The following is an 18293-nucleotide window of genomic DNA, read 5'->3' on the forward strand; positions in this document are numbered from 1 at the left end:
TGAGCAAGATCCCCTTAGTGGGCGTAATCGCCGGTTCGCCCCGCCCCGGCCTGCGGAGGTGTTACCACTGCGAGGTGGACCGGAGCACCGGCGCAGGCCGCTGACCATGGGTTCCAGGGCGGCAGGACACCTGGAGCCGGTCCCGGCGGCGGCCGCGCCCGGCCGGGCGACGTTCCTGGAACTCTTCTTCGACCTGGTGTATGTCTTCGCGCTCACCCGGATCTCCGCCCGGGCGTTCGAGGACCTGAGCCGGGAGCCGGCCCGCGACCACGCCGCCGCGGCGATCACCGGCAGCGGCAAGACGCTGCTGTTGCTGCTGGCGCTCTGGTCGGTCTGGCAGGGCACCGCGTGGACGACCAGCCGCTACGACCCGTACCGCGCGCCGTTGCAGATCGTCGTCTTGACGGCGCTGGTGAGCAGCATGGTGATGGGGGTGGCGATCCCCCGGGCGTTCTCCGCGACGTCGCTCATGTTCGCCACGGCGTACGTGATCGCGCAGGTGACCCGACCGGTGATCCTGTCGATCGCGCTGGGGCCGCATCCGTACCGCCGGCTGAAGGTGCGCATGTCGGTCGTCTTCGCCGTCACCGGGGTGCTGTGGATCACCGGGGCGCTGCTGAGCACCGACGCGCAGGTGGTGCTCTGGTCGGTGGCGCTGGCCGCCGAGTACGTGGCCGCCCGGTGCGGCTGGCCGGTGCCGGGCCTGGGCCGCTCCACGGTCTCGAAGTGGGAGATCGCCGGGGAGCACCTGGCGGAGCGGTACCAGCAGTTCTTCCTCGTGGCGCTCGGCGAGACGATCCTGGTGGCCGGGTTCGCGTACAGCAAGGGCCCGTACGAGTCGGGGCACATGTGGGCGTTCACGTTCGCGGTCGCCACGTCGATCCTGCTGTGGCGGATCTACGTGCAACGCGCCGGGCAGATCCTGGGCGAGGCGGTGCAGATGGCCCGCCACCCCGCCAACATCGGCCGCTCGGCGGCGGACACACACCTGATCATGGTGATCGGTCTGGCCGCGACGGCGGTCGGCTACGAGCTGGTCATCGAGCATCCGCTGGGCCACGCCCCGGCGCCGTGGGTGGTCATGGTGCTCGGAGGTCCCGCGCTGTTCCTGGCCGGTCGGGCCCGCTTCGAGTACGAGGTCTTCGGGCGGGTCTCGCCGTCACGGTGGATCGCCATCGGAGTGCTCGTGGTGGCAGCCGTACCGCTGCTGTTCCAGCCGGGGGTGGTCGCCACCGCCACCGGGACGGTCGTGCTCGGCGGCGTCGCGGTCGCGGACGCCCGCCGGGCGCGCGGCGCGCCGCCGGAGGCCGCCGCGACGCCCTTCTGAGCCATCGGGGTACGCCGTCGGCCCCGCTAGTCTCGGCGGGTGACCTTCTCCCTCGTCGCCCGCTCCGCCGACGGCCGCCGCCACGGCGTCGTCGTGGCCAGCAAGTTCCTCGCCGCCGGAGCGCTGGTGCCGGCCGCCGCGGCCGAGGTCGGCGCGCTCGCCACCCAGGCGCACGTCAACCTCGCCTACCGTCCGCAGGGGCTGGCGCTGTTGCGTACCGGGGTGGCCGCCGCCGACGTGGTGGCCGGCCTGGTCGCCGCCGACCCCGAGCGGCAGCACCGGCAGCTCGGTGTGGTGGGCGGCGACGGGCCGGGGGCGAGTTGGACCGGCCCGGCCTGCCACCCGTGGGCGGGCGGACGCGTCGGCGACGGCTGGGCCGCCCAGGGCAACATCCTCACCGGCCCCGAGGTGGTCGACGCGATGGGCGAGGCGTGGCAGGGCACCTCGGCGCTGCCGTTCGCGGAGCGACTGGTCGCCGCGCTGCGCGCCGGTGACGAGGCCGGCGGGGACCGGCGCGGCCGGCAGAGCGCGGGCCTGCTGGTGGTCGAGCGCGGCGGCGGGTACGGCGGCACCAGCGACGTGGTGGTCGACCTGCGGGTGGACGATCATCCGGACCCGGTCGCCGAACTCGGACGGCTGCTGGCCGTGCACATCATGCTGTTCAGTCGGCCCGACCCGGCGACCCTGCTCGACCTGAGCGGCGCGGTCGCCGACGAGGTGGCGGCGCTGCTCACCGTGCTGGGTCACCCGGTGGGCGACGCGGGGCCGGAGGCGGCGCTGGTCTCCTGGGCGGGGCTGGAGAACCTGGAGGAGCGCCTGGTGCCGGGGCGGATCGACCCGGTGGTGCTCACCCACCTGCGGGGCGTGGCCGCGCACGTCCCCGCGCCCCGCCAGGGCGCCTGATCACCGGACGCCCGCCGGGGTCAGCCCTTGACCCGGGGCACCAGCCGGTGCACGACGGTCAGCGCCAGCGCCATCACCACCGCCATCGTCCCGGCGATGCCGGCGGCGCTGCCCGCGTACCCGGCGAACAGGGGTCGGCGGGACAACTCCTCCGGGCCGATTCCGCGCAGGTCCACCAGCCAGCTCAGCGCCAGCCCGGCGGCGACCAGGGCGAGCACTCCGGCGACACCGAGCACGGCGGCGGCGACCCGGTGCGCGTCGCCGGGTTCGACCTGTGCCTGCTCCCGTTGGGTGATCAGCAGGAGCAGCCCGGCCAGCGCCGCCCAGACGCCCACCACCAGATAGGCGGCGACCGCGTCGCTGGGCCGGTGCCAACCGGCGGAGAGGGTGGCCACCCCGGCGACGGCGGCGTAGAGCGCGCCGACGAAGGCGCCCACGGCCCGCACCTTCCGGGGCAGGACGAGCATCAGCGCGACCGCCACCGAGGCGGCCACGGCGGTGTGCCCACTGGGCAGGCTGTTGCCCACCGCGGCCCGCTCCGGGTCGACGCCGAAGTCGGGTCGACTCAGCCCGTACTTGAGCAGTTGGGTGCTGACGTTGGCCCCCGCGATGAGCAGGGTCGCGGTGACGGCCAGGGCGATCCGCCCCCGGATGAGCGCGATGAAGCCGATCATCGCGGTGGCGGCGAGCAGCGACACCACCGACATCGCGTTGAGGATCCGGTCCACCGGCCCGTCGATGCGGTCGTGACCGATCTCGTTGCCGGTGAGGGCGACCGTGTCGACCCACTGACCGATCTCGGTGTGCACGGCCACCCGCCACACGGCGAGGAAGGCGGCCGCCTGGACGAGGGCCAGTACGACCAACCAGACCGCGGTCCAACCCCGTGCCGTCGCGCGCATCCGCACACCGTAGCGGCCGGACCGGGCCGGTCGGTCGGTGGCCCACCGGCTGTCGGCGGTTAGGTTGTGGCGGGGTGAGGAGGTGGCGGTGAGCGGCACACCGGAGCGGGAGTCCGGCCAGGTCGAACCCGGTCCGGAGCGACCGACCGGGAACGGGCCGGGACAGGTGACGGCCGGCCCGGCGCGGGCCGAGTCGCTGGCGGACCTGCTGGGCGGGCGGCGTGGAGCGGTCGACGCCACCCTGCCGCCGGTGGCGTTCGCGGTGGGCTGGCTGCTCGGTGGCGAGTCGGTGTGGGCCGGGGTCGGCGCGGCGCTCGCCGTCGGCGTCGGGGTGGCCGGCGTACGACTGCGCCGGGGTGACCGGCCACGTTCGGTGCTGATCGGCCTGCTCGCCGTCTGCGTCGCGGCGCTGATCGCGGTGCGTACCGGCCGGGCCGAGAACTTCTTTCTGATCCAGGTGCTGTCGAACGCGGCGAGCGCGCTGGCGTGGGCCGTCAGCATCGTCGTGCGCTGGCCGCTGCTGGGTGTGCTGGTCGGCGCGGCGCTCGGCCAGCGCGCCCGCTGGCGACGGGATCCGGCGCTGCTGCGCGGGTACGGCCGGGCCAGTTGGGTGTGGACGGCGACCTACCTGCTGCGGGTGGCGGTGTTCGTACCGCTCTACCTCAGTGGACAGGTGCTCGCGCTCGTGGTGGCGCGGGTGGCGTTGACCTGGCCGCTGGTCGCGGCGGCGCTGGCGGTGAGTTGGGTGGTGCTGCGCCGGTCGTTGCCACCGGAACACCCGGGGTTGCGTCATCCGGTCGTGGCGCCGCGATCCGGGGCATAAAAAAGTGGAGAGGCCGCCACGGGGGGAGCGGCCTCTCCGGTGACGTACGTTACTCCGTCAACGTCGTCGGTGTGATCCCGTGACAGCGGGAATTTCTGGGCTTTTTCGCGGCAGTCTTCAGTCCGGGCGGTGGGGTGGGCCGGTCGACCCGCTGCGTTGACCAGATGACCGGCCCACCCCGGCCTGACCGTGGGTGTCAGGCCGTCCGCCGGCCGGGTCCCGTCGTTCCCCCGGACCCGGCCGAACCCCGGGGTGGGCGGGGCACTCCACCCACCCCGGGTCGCTCTCAGCCGTTCGGGAACAGCGTCCCGTAGTCGGCGTACGCCATGGCCACATCGGCCTGTGCCCAGAAGCGGTGGTAGTTGAAGGTCGGCTCCGGACCGCCGTTCAGGTACGCCTGCACCTTGGGCCAGTCCGGGTCGTTCTTGTAGAACGACCGGATGTCCAGGAAGCTCTTCCCGGCGGCGATGGCGTCGCCGTTGGGCATCTTCCCGGTCCAGCCCGGCGGGACGTAGAGGCCCTGACCGGTGGAGGCGTCGTAGACGTCGTCGAAGCGCTTGTAGTCGCCCCGCGTCTCGGTGGTGGAGACACCCTTCGCGTCACTGGCCGCGTCCAGCGCGTCCAGCAGACCCTTGGCGGTGGTCTTCGCCGCCGCGTTGCCCGACTTCGCCGCGTACGCGATCAGGATCCGGGCGTAGGAGGCGGCGACGCCGACGTCCTGGCCCTTGCTGATCACCTCGACGTGCAGGTTGGTGTTGGGCTGCGGGCTGCTCGGGTTCCAGGTGGTCGGCTGGCCGGTCCACTTCATGTCCGACGGGATCGACCAGTTGGTGCCGAGCGTGGTGTTGGCGATGGCCCACGGCACCCACTTGTCCAGCAGCGCCTTGGCCTTCGTGTTGCCGGTCTGCAGGTACAGCTCGGCGATCCGCTGCATCGACCATGCCTGCATGCCGAACCACTGGTTCGACGGCGGGTCGTTGTAGACCGGGTCGACGTCGTAGAACATGCCGTAGAAGGTGCTGGTGCCCGACGGCGGCTGGGCGTAGCTACCGTCCCAGCTGTTGGTCGCGCCACCGGCGATGCCGCCCTCGGACGACTGCAGCCAGGTGTAGAACTCGAGCTGCCGGTCGAAGCTCTTGGTCCAGTCACTGGCCGCGGTCGCCGACTTCGGCGCCAGCTCCGGCGTGTTGGTCAGCGCCCAGGCCGCGAACGGGTTCTGGTAGCCGAAGTGGTTGTGGCTGGAGCCGATCCGCCAGGACCAGTTCTGGCTGGTGTCGTACGCGCCACCCCAGGCGTAGTACCAGGACAGCAGGTAGTGCGCCGAGTCCCGGCCGCTGCCGGCGGGGCAGGTGCTGGCCCCGACGCAGTTGCCGATCTTCTTGAAGTACTTGTCGAACATCGCGTACCGCAGGTAGTCACCCATCTTGGCGGCCTTGGCCACGGTGGCGGCGACGTCGGCCTGCTTGCCCTGCGCCTTGGCCCAGGTCAGCGCCCAGTAGGCGGCCTGCACCGCGCGGGCGTCGGCGTCCGGGGCGTTGGTGTACTTCCACTGCTTGGCGGGAGCGCCGGTGTCCTTGACGAACAGGTCGAGGTAGCCGTACTGACCGCCGTGCTTGAAGGTGTCGCAGGACGGCTGCGGGATGGTCTCCCACACCGACTCCTGGGTGCCCCGCTGGAAGGTGTTGATGTACGCCGGCTTGGTGGTGCCGTCGCCGCAGCGGCCGAAGCCGTACGTGTTGTCGACGTCCATCAGCCAGTGCATGCCGTAGATGTCGCCGGTGCCGTAGGTGGACTGCAGCTCCGAGCGCAGCGGGTCCTGTCCGACCGAGATGTTCGGGTTCAGGGCCGAGGGGTACTGGCTGGGCAGGTTGTACTCCGCGGCGTACTGCGGGGTGCCGGCCGAGGCCGCGGTGGGCTGGTCGGCGTGCGACGGGATGATGTACTTCTCCATCACCGTCCAGGCGTTGTTGAACGGCGCCCAGTTCTGGGTGACGCGGCCGTACTGGGCCTCCAACCAGATCCAGAAGCTGAACGCCTCCGAGGTGGTCTCGTGGCCGTGGTCGGGCGCCTCGACGATCAGCGTCTCGACCGAGTGGTACGGCACGCCCTCGGGGCTGAAGTAGCCCGAGTTCTTGATCTTGCCGTACTGGTCGAGGAACTTCTTGATGTACGCGTTGTCGCCGCCGGGGGTGTCGTTGTCGATCTCGGTGGCGGCGACCGCCAGCGAGGCGAGACCGGTGGCCGACGCGGTGATGGTGGCGCTACCGCCGACGGTGTCGGTGTCCTCGGCCGCGGCGACCGTGACGGTGACCCCGGTGCTCCAGTTGGTGGGGGTCAGCGTGACGGTGGTCGGCGAGACCGTGATGTCGCTGTCACCCGAGGGGGTCAGGGTGACCGGCACGCTGGTGGACGGCGCGGCGCTGAGCTTGAGGTTGAAGGTGGACGTGCCACCCTCGTTGACGCTCACCGCGGACGGCGTGGCGATCAGCGTCGGGCCGCTCGCGGCGCCGACGGTGAACGACTTCTCGGCGACCCCGATGCCGTTGGCGTTGTCGTACGCCTTGGCCTGCACCGTGTAGTTGCCGGCCGGCAGGTCCTCCTGCGTGTAGGAGTACGGCGCGGAGGTGTCGGTGTTGATGAGCAGGCCGTTGCGGTAGAACTCGACCTTGCTGATCGTCCCGTCCGGGTCACTCGCGGTCGCGGTCAGCGGCACGTCGGCGGGCGCGGTGAACGGCCCGGCGGGCAGGCTGAGCGAGACGGACGGCGGCTGGTTGGCCGGCGTGCCGTTGCAGGGGGTGCCGTTCAGGGTGAACGAGGTGGGCTTCGGGTTGCTGCCGGTGTGGGAGCCGTTGAAGCCGATGGTGGTGGAGGCGCCGGTGCCGAGGTTGCCGTTGTACGACTCGTTCGTCGCGGTGACCTCGCTGCCGGACTGGCTGTACCGGGCCGACCAACCCTGCGTGACCCGCTGGCCGCTGTTCGGGAACGTCCACTTGAGCGACCAGCTGCTGATCGGGTCGCCCAAGTTCTTGATGGTCACGTTGGCCGTGAAGCCGGTGTTCCAGTCGTTGGTCGCGTAGACCACGTCGCAGGCCGGTGCGGCCTGTGCGGCGCCAGCGGGCAGGGTCACCCCGCCTACGGCGAGCGCGGCGGCGGCGAGCATCGCCAACCGACGGCGTCGTGCCAGATGTCTCATGTGCGCGGTGTCTCCTCGGACCAGGCCGGGTGGTGCCCGGCGAGGCGCCTGCCCGCAGGTGGTGGTACGCGGGGGATTCGAGGCGCCGGGAAGGTGGTAGCCCCGGGCCCGGCCGGGGTGCGGCGATGCGGCCCGCGCGGGAGGGGGTCCCGCCGGCTGCACTCGGGTGCCGTGACCGGAAGTCGTGCTCCGGCTGCCCTCGGCGGTCCCGCGCCCACGCGATCTGGCTCCTGTCGCGCTGAATCGACAGTGTGCCATGGAAGCGCTCCCACAACAAGCGCGGGGCGGACCGGTTCACCCACTTGTTTCGATCTCGTTTTGGGTCTTTCACAAAGGCGTGACGGGCGTTACAGTCGCAACATCGGTCGATGGGAGCGCTTCCATCGACAAAGGTTCCAACTGGAAGATCGCCGGGACCGTCCTCGTGGCGGGCCCGGGGAACCATCCGAAGGCCGACGGCGGGCCAGCCCGGACGCCGCCGTCAGCCATCATCCCGCCACAGGGAGGGAGGTGGAACCAGAGCCACTCGCGTGGCCCGGCTCCCGCGCGACACGCACGGCAGGACCCAATTCCGCCCGTGTGTGTGCAGTTACGGTGGGGACGGGGGTTGCCCTCCCCCGTCCCCACACTAAACCCCCGTACACGATGGGAAAAGAGGCCGACGGGACAGGCGCGAAGCGCCGCCCGGTCGGCCTCGTTCGCTGTCCGGGGCCCTCACCCGCCTCGACCCGCCATCGTCGGCCGCCGTGACGGCCGGCTCACCGGGTCGAGCGCTTCTGGCCTATCCTGGGAGCGCTCCCGAACCTGGCGGTGGCCCCGTATCCACGAGGAGAATCCATGTCGATACCTACCGGGCCCGCCGGCCCGCTGCGCTTCCCCCGCGACTTCGGTTGGGGCGCGGCCACCTCCGCCTACCAGATCGAGGGCGCCGCCAAGGAGGACGGCCGTGGTGAGTCGGTCTGGGACACGTTCAGCCGGATCCCCGGGCGCACCCGCAACGGCGACACCGGTGACGTGGCCGCCGACCACTACCACCGGTACGCCGAAGACCTCGACCTGATGCGTGACCTGGGTCTGCGCAGCTACCGCTTCTCCATCTCCTGGCCCCGCATCCAGCCCGACGGCAGCGGTGCGCCCAACCAGCGGGGGCTCGACTTCTACCGTCGTCTCCTCGACGGGCTGCACGAGCGTGGCATCGCCCCGATGGCGACCCTGTTCCACTGGGACCTGCCGCAGGCGTTGCAGGACGCCGGTGGTTGGGAGTCCCGGGACACCGCCTACCGCTTCGCCGACTACGCCGACGCCGTCTTCACCGCCCTCGGCGACCGGGTGCCGGTCTGGCTCACCATCAACGAGCCCAAGACCGTCGTGCAGAACGGCTACCTCACCGGCCACCACGCGCCCGGCCGGCAGGACCCGGCCGCCGCCTACCTCGTCGCCCACCACCTCCAGCTCGCGCACGGCCTCGCGGTGCGCGCGCTACGCGCCTCGGACAGCACCGGCCGGATCGGCCCCGCGCTCAACCTGCACCCCTGCTACCCCACCGACGACTCCGCCGAGGCCACCGCCGCCGCGCACCTCTACGACGGCTACGAGAACCGCCTCTACCTCGACTCCGTGCTCAAGGGCAGCTACCCGCAGGACGTCCTGGCCGACCTGGGCCCGCAGAGCCGGATGGTCCGCGGCATCCACGACGGCGACCTGGCGGTGATCTCCTCACCGGTCGACCTGCTGGCCGTGCAGTACTACACGCCCATCTACGTCGCCGCCGACGGCAGCACCGAACACCGCTGGCCCACCTCCGAGGCCGGCTGGCAGCAGATCTACCCCGACGGGATGTACGACGTCCTGACCCGGGTCACCCGCGACTACGGTCCGATCCCGCTCACCGTGACCGAGAACGGTCTGCCCACCCCCGACACCCTGGCCGCGGACGACACCGTCGACGACAGCGGCCGGATCACCTTCCTGCGCGACCACCTGGCCGCCGCACACCGCGCCATCGCCGACGGGGTGCCGCTGGAGAGCTTCCACGTCTGGTCGATGCTCGACAACTTCGAATGGGACGAGGGCTACGAGCAGCGTTGGGGTCTGGTCTACGTGGACTACGTGACCCAACGGCGGGTGCTCAAGCGCAGCGCCCACTGGTACCGCTCCGTCATCGCCGAGGGCGGCTTCTGAACGCCTCGCCCGGACGGCCGGGCCCGGACGGCTCGGCTCGGGTGAGCCGGTGACCGTCCGGGTCACGGCCGGAAGACTCAGCGGGGCAGCGCCTGCTGCAACTCCGCTCGCAGCGCCGGGGTGAGCATCTCCCCCGCCTGCTTCGCCAACCGCGCCATCTCGTAGCCCACCACGCCGATGTCGGCGTCCCCGGCCGCGAGGGTGGCCAGGATCGATCCGTCGCGCACCTGCATCACCAGGAAGTAGCCCCGGCCCATCTCGACCACCGTCTGCTTGACGATGTCGCCGTCGAACATCTGCGCCGCACCCGCCGTGATGCTCATCAGCCCGGACGTCACCGCGGCGAGCTTGTCCGCGTGGTCGCGGGGCAGGTGGTCGGAGATCGCCACCAGCAACCCGTCGGAGGAGACCACCACCGCGTGTGCCACGCCCGGCACCCGCTCCGCGAACGCGCTCACCAGCCAGCTCAGGTCACGCGCCTCCTGGCTCAACGTCGTCACTGTCGTCGTCCTCCTTCGTCGTGCCGCCACGAGGGTGGCACCGGTATCTCGGTGGTGTCCTCGGCCTCGGCACGCCGTACCCCGCTGTAGAGCCGGGAAAGCATGCCACCGACCGCGTCCGGGTCGAGGTCGGCGCGCGGCGGCGACGACTCCGGCTGGGCGGGACGGGTGACCGCGGAGAGCTGCGCCATCGGTACGCGCACCGGCAGGCCCCGCTCGTTCGTACCGGCCGTCACCGGCGTGGCGGGTGGCGCCGGCTGGGCCGGGGCAGCCGGACCGGTCGGCCCCTGCCGGGACCACCAGCCGCCGCCGTCGCCCCCGGGGACGCCGGCCGGGGCCAACACGTCCTCGGCGCGTACCGGCACGGGGCGGGTCTGGCGCGGCACGGCGGCGGCCGGCGGACGGCCGGCCACCGGGAGGTCCAGCGGCGCGCCGGCCGGCCCGTGGACGACCGCGGCCGGGGGTACCCCCGGCCCGGGCGGCGCCGCGACGCCCCGGGCGGCGTTCGACGCGAGCATCCGGGCCGACGCGGGCGGATCCATCTCGACGGCGCCGCCGGGCGCCAGCAGCGTGGCCGGCAGCACCAGCCGCGCGACGAGGCCGCTCTGACGCCCTTCGAGCTGCACGCGCACACCGAGCCGGCTGGCCAGGTGGCTGACCACGAACAGGCCCATCCGCTCGACCGCCGCGACGTCGGCGGCCGGCGGGCTGGCCAGCACCGCGTTCGCCTCGGCCAGCGCGGACGGGCTCATGCCCAGACCGTCGTCGACGATCTCGATGAGCGCGGTGGACGCCTCGATGCGGGCGGTCACCACGACGAAGGTGTCCGGCCGGGAGAACGCGGTGGCGTTCTCCAACAGCTCGGCCAGCAGGTGCACCAGCTCGCCGACGGCGTGCCCGACCACGTTCACGGCGCCCATCGGTTCCAGTCGTACCCGCTGGTACTGCTCGATCTCGGCGGCGGCGGCCAGCAGCACGGTGCCGAGGCCCACCGGGCGGTTCCACCGGCGGGTGGAATCCGTGCCGGCCAGCACCAGCAGGCTCTCGTCGTTACGGCGCATCCGGGCGGCCAGGTGGTCGAGCTTGAAGAGGTTCTCCAGCTGGTCCGGGTCGCTCTCCTCACGCTCCAGGTCGTCGAGCAGCTCCAGCTGCCGTTCCACCAGCACCTGGCTGCGGCGCGCGAGGTTGACGAACATCGCGTTGACGTTGCGCCGCATCAGCGCCTGCTCGACGGCGACCGTCACGGCGCTGCGGTGCACCGCGACGAACGCCTCGGCCAGCTCGCCGATCTCGTCGAGCGAACGGACGACCGCCGGGGCCACGTCGATGGTCGGCACGCCACCGGTGACGGTGCGCAGCCGGTCCAGCGCGTCGGGCAGCTCCACCTGTGCGATCCGCAGCGCCTGGCTGCGCAGCAACCGCATCGACCGGGCGACCGAGCGACCGACCAACAGGGAGATCAGCAGGGCGACCAGCAGCACCGCCACGACGCCGCCGACCACCAGCAGGGTGGTGCGGAGCTGGCCGCTGCTGGCGTCGTCGGCCTGCCGTACCGCGTCGTCGAGCACACTCGCCTCGACCTGCCGCAGCAGCTCCTGGCGTTGCTGGCTCGCCGACCACCACTGCTCCGAGGGCAGCACCTCCGGCGCCGCGTCGCCGACCGGAAGGCTGCGCTCCTCCAGGCGGGTGGCGACCTGGAACCCCGGGTCCACCGAGGTCTCGTCGTACCGTCGGATCTGGTCGCTGGTGGCGGAGACCCGGAACGCGCCGAGCGCGGTGAGCTGCTGGGCGCGCAGGTCGGCGAGGATCACCCGGTCCTCGGTGCCGTACCGGCCGGCTCGGCCGGCGGCGTAGAGCTGCGCCCGGACCCGGGAGGACAGCTCCTTGACCCGGGCGATCTGGACGTAGCGCAGCACCGCGTCGCTCAACCCCGGTCGGTCCTGACCCGGTGTCGGCTCGGCGAGCAGGTCCAGCAGCGCGTCGACCGCCCGGTGGTAGTTGCTCAGGATGGTGTCGTTGCTGAGCACCGCCGGCGGGATGGCCGGTCGGATGTCGACCACCTGGTCGTACGCCTCGAGCACCTCGGAGAAGGCGACCCGCCAGGAGGCGTCGGCGTCGGCCAGCGGCTCGGCCGCCCGGCGCAAGTCATCCACGGCCCGGTCGGTGGACGACTGCAACGGCCGCAGGGCGGTGGCCGCCGCCTCCCGGTCGCCACCGCGGCGCAGCTCGCCCAGCTCGCCCGCCGAACGGTCCCGTTCCTGCTGGAGCTGGTCGACCACGGCGGTGATCTGCCGGCCGATGCCGACCTGCCGGGAGAAGTCGTTCAACGTGGCCGTCCGACCGACAAGTGCGCTGGTCTGCACGCCCGCGAGCACCAGGAACGCCATCGACGGCACCAGTAGCACGGTGGCCAGCTTGGTGCTCATCCGCCAGTCCCGCAGCCGGAACGGCGAGCGGCGTCGGTGCGGAACGACCCGGACGTCGAAGCGACGCCGGCGGTGGTTCGACACCGCACCGATCGACGGGTCGGGACCTGCCGCCACCCTGCCTCCTCCGTCCTGCCGCGTCCACCGCGACCCGGGGAGCGGAGTCCATCCAACCAGGCTCGCTGGCCCTGTCAACGGCCCGGGCAGGGCGAAAGTTCAGGAAGGATACTGCGGGTGGGAACGTCCTGTCGTGGTCGGTGAGACCAGTTCGTCCGTCCGGCCGATGTCGGCGAGCGCCGCCGCCGCTTCGAAGTGACCCAGCGCCACCAACGCCGCTCCGGTCGCGCCGATCTCCGGGTTGCGTTGGTGCGACACCGGTCGCGGCGCGAGCGCGGCGGCGAACGCCTGCCGCCACCACACCGACGCGGCCACCGCGCCGCCGCCGAGCACCACCCCGACCGGCTTGTCGACTGTGGACTCCAGTACCGCGAGATCCTCGGCGACCAGCCCACACAGTCCCTGCATCAGCCCGGCCAGGATGTCCACCGCCGTGGTGCTGAAGCTCAGGCCGCGTACCTCGCCGGTGCCCGCCGGGGCCAGCCCGGGCGCCCGGTCGCCGCCGAAACGGGGATCGGCGGGCCGGCCACCGCCCACCGGCACCAGCGCCAGCGCGGCGTCCAACTCGTCGCCCTGGGGCAGCCGCAGCTCCCGGTTGGCCCAGGCGAACAGGTTGCCACCACTGGAGTACGCCGCCCCGGTCACCACGTGGTCGTGGTCGACCCGGTAGCGCCAGAGCCGTTCGGGCAGCCGCGGCAGCGGCTCGCCGGCCGGGATGCGCTGCATCAGGCGTACGGCCGCGGAGGTGCCCACCGTGACCGCGGCCCGGCTCGGGTCGGCGCAGCCCGAGCCGACGTTCGACGCGGCGCCGTCGCCCACCGGCGGCGCCCACCGGGCCTCGGCCAGCTGCGGCCAGCGGCGGGCCCGGTCGGGGCGGAGCCGGCCGTGCCAGTCCAACTCGCCCAGTGGCGGCAGGTCGCGGGGGCGCGCCCCGGCCAGTGTCAGCGCCTCCTCGTCCCAGCGCAGGGTGCCGATGTCGAGCAGGCCCGTGCCCGAGGCCTGCGAGATCGACATGGGCGCCGTCTGGAGCAGTTCGCCCAGCACGTACTCCGGGAGGCCGACGAAACGACTGATCGACGTGCCCGACTGGTCCCGCAGCCAGGGCAGGCGCACCGGCCAGTAGGAGCGGTGCCACCAGCAGCCGGTGCGTTGGTGGAAGCCGTCCGGGTCGGCCGGGCCGGACGTGTCGCCGACCGGCGCGGGCCGGGTGTCCAACCAGGTGACGACCGGGCCCAGCGGACTGCCGTCCCGGTCGAGCGGGAGCACCGAGTGCCACTGCGCGGAGGTCGCCACCATGCCCACGTCGTGCAGGTGCCCCGCCTCGGCCAACTCGTCCAGACACTCGATGAGGCACGCGAGGTAGTCGGGGCCGGAGAGGGTACCGGTGCCGTCCTCCCCGATGGCGAGTTTGACCTTCCGCCGGGCCAGGGCGCCGGGCAGCGGCCGGGTCTCCCCGTCCAGCACCAGCCCGCGTACGGAGGAGGTGCCCAGGTCGAGCGCGAGAATGTTCATCGCCGGTCAAGTTACCCGGTGCCGGCCGCGTCGGGACGAGGGTCCGGCCCGGCACACCCGTACGCCCGAAGGGGTCCCGAGTAAGGCCGCGACCGCGTAAGGTGAACGACATGCTCGCGCACCCAACCTCCTGGTGGCCCGCCGACCCGGCGGCCACCCCCCGCGCGTAGCTTCATCCACGCGGCCGCCACCGAGGCGGCCGCCGGATCTCCGGCCCGGATGGCCGCCCCCGCTGGCGGCGCCCGGCGCCCACGGAGACCACGATGACCAGCCAGACTCCCCTGACCGACCTGCTCGCCGCCATCTCCCGCGGCGACGACCCCGGCCCCTTCGCGCTGCTGCGCCGCGAGGGCGCCGACGACCTGGAGCTGTTCACCGGCCCGGTCGCCACCGTCGACCGACTGGCGGACATCCCGCTGCCCCCGGGCGAGCCCGGTGCGCGGACGTTGGCCCTGGTGCCGTACCGGCAGATCGCCGAGCGCGGCTTCGCCTGCGTCGACGACGACGCCCCACTGGAGTGTCTCCAGGTCCGTGCGCACCGGCGGATCCCGCTGGCCGAGGCGCTGGCCGCGCTGCCCGACGAGCCGGTCCGCACCCGGGACGCCGCGTTCGACGTCAGCGACGACGAGTACGCGCGGATCGTGCAGCAGGTGCTCACCGACGAGATCGGTCGCGGCGAGGGCGCCAACTTCGTCATCCACCGCACCCTGCACGCCACCGTGCAGGGCGCGCCCCTGGTGGCCGCGCTGGCCGCGCTGCGCCGGCTGCTGGTCGCCGAGCGCGGCGCCTACTGGACGTTCGTGGTGCACACCGGCACCCGGACGATGGTCGGCGCCAGCCCGGAACGGCACGTCAGCGTCGACGACGGGCTCGTCATGATGAACCCGATCAGCGGCACCTTCCGACCCACCGGCGACGCCCCGGACCGGGCGGCGTTGCTGCGGTTCCTCGCCGATCCGAAGGAGATCGAGGAGCTGTACATGGTGCTCGACGAGGAGCTGAAGATGATGGCGACCGTCGCCGAGCACGGCGGTCAGGTCATCGGCCCGTACCTCAAGGAGATGTCGCACCTCGCGCACACCGAGTACCTGCTCGCCGGCCGGGGCACCCGCGACGTGCGGGAGGTGCTGCGCGAGACGATGTTCGCCCCCACCGTGACCGGCAGTCCGATGGAGAACGCCTGCCGGGTGATCGCCCGGCACGAGCGTCGGGGCCGCGGCTACTACGCGGGTGTGCTGGCGCTGCTCGGTCACGACGACGCCGGCCGGCAGACCCTGGACGCGCCGATCCTGATCCGGACCGCCGAGATCTCCCCGGCCGGCCGGCTGCGGGTGCCGGTCGGCGCCACCCTGGTCCGGCACTCGACGGCGGCCGGCGAGGTGGCCGAGACCCACGCCAAGGCGGCCGGGGTGCTGGCCGCGCTCGGTCTCGGCCCGGCGGCGTCCGCCGGCGAGCGCGGGCCGGTCGTGCGGCTGGCCGACGACCCGGAGGTACGCGCCGCGCTGGCCGCGCGGAACACGCCGCTGGCCCGGTTCTGGCTGGACCAGCGGGCACCGGACGCGCCCGGGTTGCCCGGGCTGAGCGGTCTGCGGGCCCTGATCGTGGACGCGGAGGACACCTTCACCGGCATGTTGGCGCACCAACTGGGGGCGTTGGGTCTCGCGGTCACGTTGCGCCCGTGGCACGCCGGCGGCCCGGTCGACGGGTACGACCTGGTGGTGGCCGGGCCCGGCCCGGGTGACCCGGGCAGCCCGGACGATCCGAAGATGGCGGCGTTGCGGGACCTGCTCGGCGAGTTGCTGGCGACCGGCCGACCCACGCTCGCGGTCTGCCTGGGGCACCAGGTGCTGGCCGGGCTGCTGGGGCTGCCCCTGCACCGCCGGGACGCGCCGTACCAGGGGCTGCAACGGGAGGTGACGCTGTTCGGCAGGTCCCGCCGGGTCGGCTTCTACTCCTCGTTCACCGCCCGCGCCGACGCGGACCGGCTGGACACCGCGTACGGGCCGGTGGAGCTGGCCCGGGACGTCCGCGACGGGTCCGTGCACGCCCTGCGCGGGCAGGGCTTCGCCGGGGTGCAGTTCCACCCCGAGTCGGTGCTCAGCCCGGACGGGGTGACCGTGCTGACCGAGGTGTTGACCGACCTGCTGCCGGCATCGCGCCCGGCCCACCACGCATAGCCCGCGCTCGTTGCGCATGGTGACCGCCGTCGCCGGGTAGGGCTGGTGCGACCGGTGGCGCGAACGGGCCGAGAGCCCCCGTCCGCGCCACCGGTCGCCCGCGAAGCGTCAGCCGCCCAGGCCCTGCTTGAGCGCGGTGCCGATGAGTACCGCCCGGCGGGCGGTGAGGGCGCACGCGCCCAGCGCCACCGCGTCCGGGGCGATCTCCCCGTTGTTGCTGGTGTGCGAGGGGCCGTACGGGTTGCCGGCGATGAACTGGCTGGAGTCGGTGTAGCCGGGCGGGACCACCACACCACCCCAGTGGTAGAAGACGTTGAAGAGGGACGTCAGCGTGGTCTCCTGCCCACCGTGGGAGGTCGCGGTGGAGGTGAAGGCCGCGTAGACCTTGTTGGCCAGCGCGCCCTGCGCCCACAGCGGGCCGGTGGTGTCGATGAACTGCTTCAACTGGGCGGCGATCATGCCGTACCGGGTGGGCGAGCCGAAGATCGTCACGTCGGCCCAGGCCAGGTCGTCGATCATCGCCTCCGGAACGTCCTGGGTCTCCAGATGGTGCGCCTGCCACCCGGAGTTCGAGCGGATCGCCTCGTCCGGCGCGAGCTCCCGCACCTTGCGCAGGCGCACGTCCGCGCCGGCCTCCCCGGCAGCCTCACACGCGGCCTGCGCCATCTGGTACGTGATGCCGGTGGCGCTGTAGTAGATCACCGCCACCTTCGTCTGGGCAGCCATCAGATGTGTCCCCTTCTCGTCTCGGGTCAGCTCCCGCGACTACCCCTGCGATGCGGAGACAAACGACAGATCACGGTGTTCCGGTCGTCCGGGCTCAAGTTTTCCGCAAGTTCCCGGACGTTCCGATCCGGCCGCCCGCGCGGACGGCGATCCTGATGCCATCCGGTGCCGGCGCGCGATCCCGCCGCCCCCCTGGCACCGGGCGCCTGAACGGGGGATCGCGCTCCGCCGGCAACGGCGCTGGCGTAGCGCGATCAGGGGTCAGCCGCCGTCGAGGACCCGCGCGCCTGCCGCCCGGGCCGCTGAGGCCGCCCGGCCGACCGCTCAGCGGACCAGCGTCGCCATCAGCCGGTCCAGCTCGGCCGCCGGGTCGGCGGTGAGGCCGGTGTGCACCGGGCCGGCCTGGATCATCGTGCTGCGAGGCGCGGCCAGCCAGTGGAAGCGCTCGCCAAGCTTCATCCGGGTGGCCGGCCCGTCCCCGGAGCAGGTCCGGTCCAGCGATTCCAGCACCGCCGCCACCGCCGGCAGGTCGACGTCGGGGGCCAGGGCGCGCACCCGGTCGGCGTCCAGGTGCGTCCGCGCGGCCAGGAAGTCACGCTGCTGGCAGTAGAGCAGCACCCCCACGTTGATCTGCTCGCCGCGCTCGACGCGGGGCACCAACCGGATGACGGCGTACTCGAAGGGGTACCTCACGCGACGCCCCCCGCCGGTAGCCAGTCGGCCGGGCGGGCGACCCGCCGCGACAGGTGCGACACGTACGCCTCCCGCGCCTGGTCGGCCGAGTCGAAGTCGGCGGCGGTCAACCACGGGGCCGGCACCAGCGCCAACACCTCCCGCAGGAGGTCCGGGGTGATGCGGGCGGCCAGCTCGTCGTTGGCCTCGACGACCCGGTCGGCGTACGGCGCGAGCACGTGGTCCTCGGCCCGGTAGGCGCGGTGCACGGCGGCGTCCGCGCGGGGCCAGTTGTGGTGGAAGTACAGCGCCGCGCCGTGGTCGATCAACCACAGCTCCCGATGCCAGACGAGCAGGTTGGGGTTGCGCCAGCTCCGGTCGACGTTCTCCACATACGCGTCGAACCACAGCACCCGGGACGCCAGCAGCGGATCGACGGGGTGCGCCACCGGGTCGAAGCCGAGCGCGCCCGGCAGGAAGTCCATCCCGAGATTGGCCCCGCCGCTGTTGCGCAGCAGCTCCTGCACCTCCTGGTCGGGCTCGGCCCGCCCGATGACCGGGTCGATGTCGAGGACGACCAGCGGCGGCACCCGCAGGTCCAGCCGGCGGGCCAGTTCGCCGCAGATCACCTCGGCGACGAGTGCCTTGGGTCCCTGCCCGGCGCCGGTGAACTTCGCCACGTACGTGCCGAGGTCGTCGGCCTCGACGACGCCCGGCAGCGAGCCACCCTCGCGCAGTGGGGTGACGTAGCGGATGGCGGTGACCTGGCGGAGCACGTCGCCCACCCTACTGGGGGGCCAGCGGCACCCCGCTGGCCCCACACCCAGGGTCGAG

The 18293-nt window shown here is 72.8% G+C and carries 13 protein-coding genes; 5 read left to right on the top strand and 8 right to left on the bottom strand.

The window, feature by feature from the left end:
* Positions 1 to 106: 106 nt before the first annotated feature.
* Both ACN263_RS19255 and ACN263_RS19260 read left to right on the top strand, forming a co-directional pair.
* Positions 107 to 1327: a low temperature requirement protein A gene (locus ACN263_RS19255; protein ID WP_422735777.1), complete on the top strand. Its 1221-nt coding sequence runs from the start codon at positions 107 to 109 to the stop codon at positions 1325 to 1327.
* A gap of 39 nt (positions 1328 to 1366) precedes the next feature.
* Positions 1367 to 2230, top strand: coding sequence for a DUF1028 domain-containing protein (locus tag ACN263_RS19260; protein ID WP_422735778.1), 864 nt, complete (start codon positions 1367 to 1369; stop codon positions 2228 to 2230).
* A 20-nt stretch (positions 2231 to 2250) separates the two neighbouring features.
* Here the strand turns inward: ACN263_RS19260 and ACN263_RS19265 are convergent, their stop codons facing one another.
* Complete coding sequence (locus ACN263_RS19265) at positions 2251 to 3138, bottom strand: phosphatase PAP2 family protein (protein ID WP_422740746.1); 888 nt, start codon at positions 3136 to 3138, stop codon at positions 2251 to 2253.
* A 160-nt stretch (positions 3139 to 3298) separates the two neighbouring features.
* Between ACN263_RS19265 and ACN263_RS19270 the strand changes: the two genes are divergently transcribed.
* Positions 3299 to 3955, top strand: coding sequence for a DUF3159 domain-containing protein (locus ACN263_RS19270; protein ID WP_422740748.1), 657 nt, complete (start codon positions 3299 to 3301; stop codon positions 3953 to 3955).
* A 286-nt stretch (positions 3956 to 4241) separates the two neighbouring features.
* Here the strand turns inward: ACN263_RS19270 and ACN263_RS19275 are convergent, their stop codons facing one another.
* Positions 4242 to 7139, bottom strand: a complete 2898-nt coding sequence (locus ACN263_RS19275; protein ID WP_422740749.1) for a glycoside hydrolase family 48 protein — start codon at positions 7137 to 7139, stop codon at positions 4242 to 4244.
* 846 nt (positions 7140 to 7985) lie between these two features.
* On the opposite strand from ACN263_RS19275, the gene ACN263_RS19280 reads away from it, so the two are divergent.
* The gene (locus ACN263_RS19280) at positions 7986 to 9329 is read left to right on the top strand and encodes a GH1 family beta-glucosidase (protein ID WP_422735779.1); all 1344 of its coding nucleotides are present in this window, start codon (positions 7986 to 7988) and stop codon (positions 9327 to 9329) included.
* A 77-nt stretch (positions 9330 to 9406) separates the two neighbouring features.
* Here the strand turns inward: ACN263_RS19280 and ACN263_RS19285 are convergent, their stop codons facing one another.
* The 3 genes from ACN263_RS19285 to ACN263_RS19295 form a co-directional block, all read right to left on the bottom strand.
* A complete protein-coding gene (locus ACN263_RS19285; protein ID WP_197281421.1) occupies positions 9407 to 9820 on the bottom strand; it encodes a roadblock/LC7 domain-containing protein in 414 nt (137 codons plus the stop codon).
* Positions 9821 to 9825: 5 nt separating this feature from the next.
* Positions 9826 to 12372 (bottom strand): nitrate- and nitrite sensing domain-containing protein, encoded by a 2547-nt coding sequence (locus ACN263_RS19290; protein ID WP_422735780.1) that lies wholly within the window; start codon positions 12370 to 12372, stop codon positions 9826 to 9828.
* Between the two features lie 99 nt (positions 12373 to 12471).
* Entirely contained in the window at positions 12472 to 13884 is a 1413-nt protein-coding gene (locus tag ACN263_RS19295; protein ID WP_422735781.1) for an FGGY family carbohydrate kinase, read from the bottom strand.
* Positions 13885 to 14147: 263 nt separating this feature from the next.
* Between ACN263_RS19295 and ACN263_RS19300 the strand changes: the two genes are divergently transcribed.
* Complete coding sequence (locus ACN263_RS19300) at positions 14148 to 16061, top strand: anthranilate synthase family protein (RefSeq protein WP_422735782.1); 1914 nt, start codon at positions 14148 to 14150, stop codon at positions 16059 to 16061.
* A gap of 108 nt (positions 16062 to 16169) precedes the next feature.
* Here the strand turns inward: ACN263_RS19300 and wrbA are convergent, their stop codons facing one another.
* From wrbA to ACN263_RS19315, 3 genes are all read right to left on the bottom strand, one after another.
* The gene (gene wrbA / locus ACN263_RS19305) at positions 16170 to 16787 is read right to left on the bottom strand and encodes an NAD(P)H:quinone oxidoreductase (protein WP_421472050.1); all 618 of its coding nucleotides are present in this window, start codon (positions 16785 to 16787) and stop codon (positions 16170 to 16172) included.
* Positions 16788 to 17111: 324 nt separating this feature from the next.
* Complete coding sequence (locus ACN263_RS19310; protein ID WP_422735783.1) at positions 17112 to 17480, bottom strand: DUF3037 domain-containing protein; 369 nt, start codon at positions 17478 to 17480, stop codon at positions 17112 to 17114.
* Entirely contained in the window at positions 17477 to 18235 is a 759-nt protein-coding gene (locus tag ACN263_RS19315; protein WP_422735784.1) for a HipA family kinase, read from the bottom strand. Before ACN263_RS19315 ends, ACN263_RS19310 begins: the two co-directional genes overlap by 4 nt.
* Positions 18236 to 18293: the final 58 nt, after the last annotated feature.

The organism is Micromonospora sp. WMMD729 (assembly GCF_049315225.1).
GTDB lineage: Bacteria > Actinomycetota > Actinomycetes > Mycobacteriales > Micromonosporaceae > Micromonospora.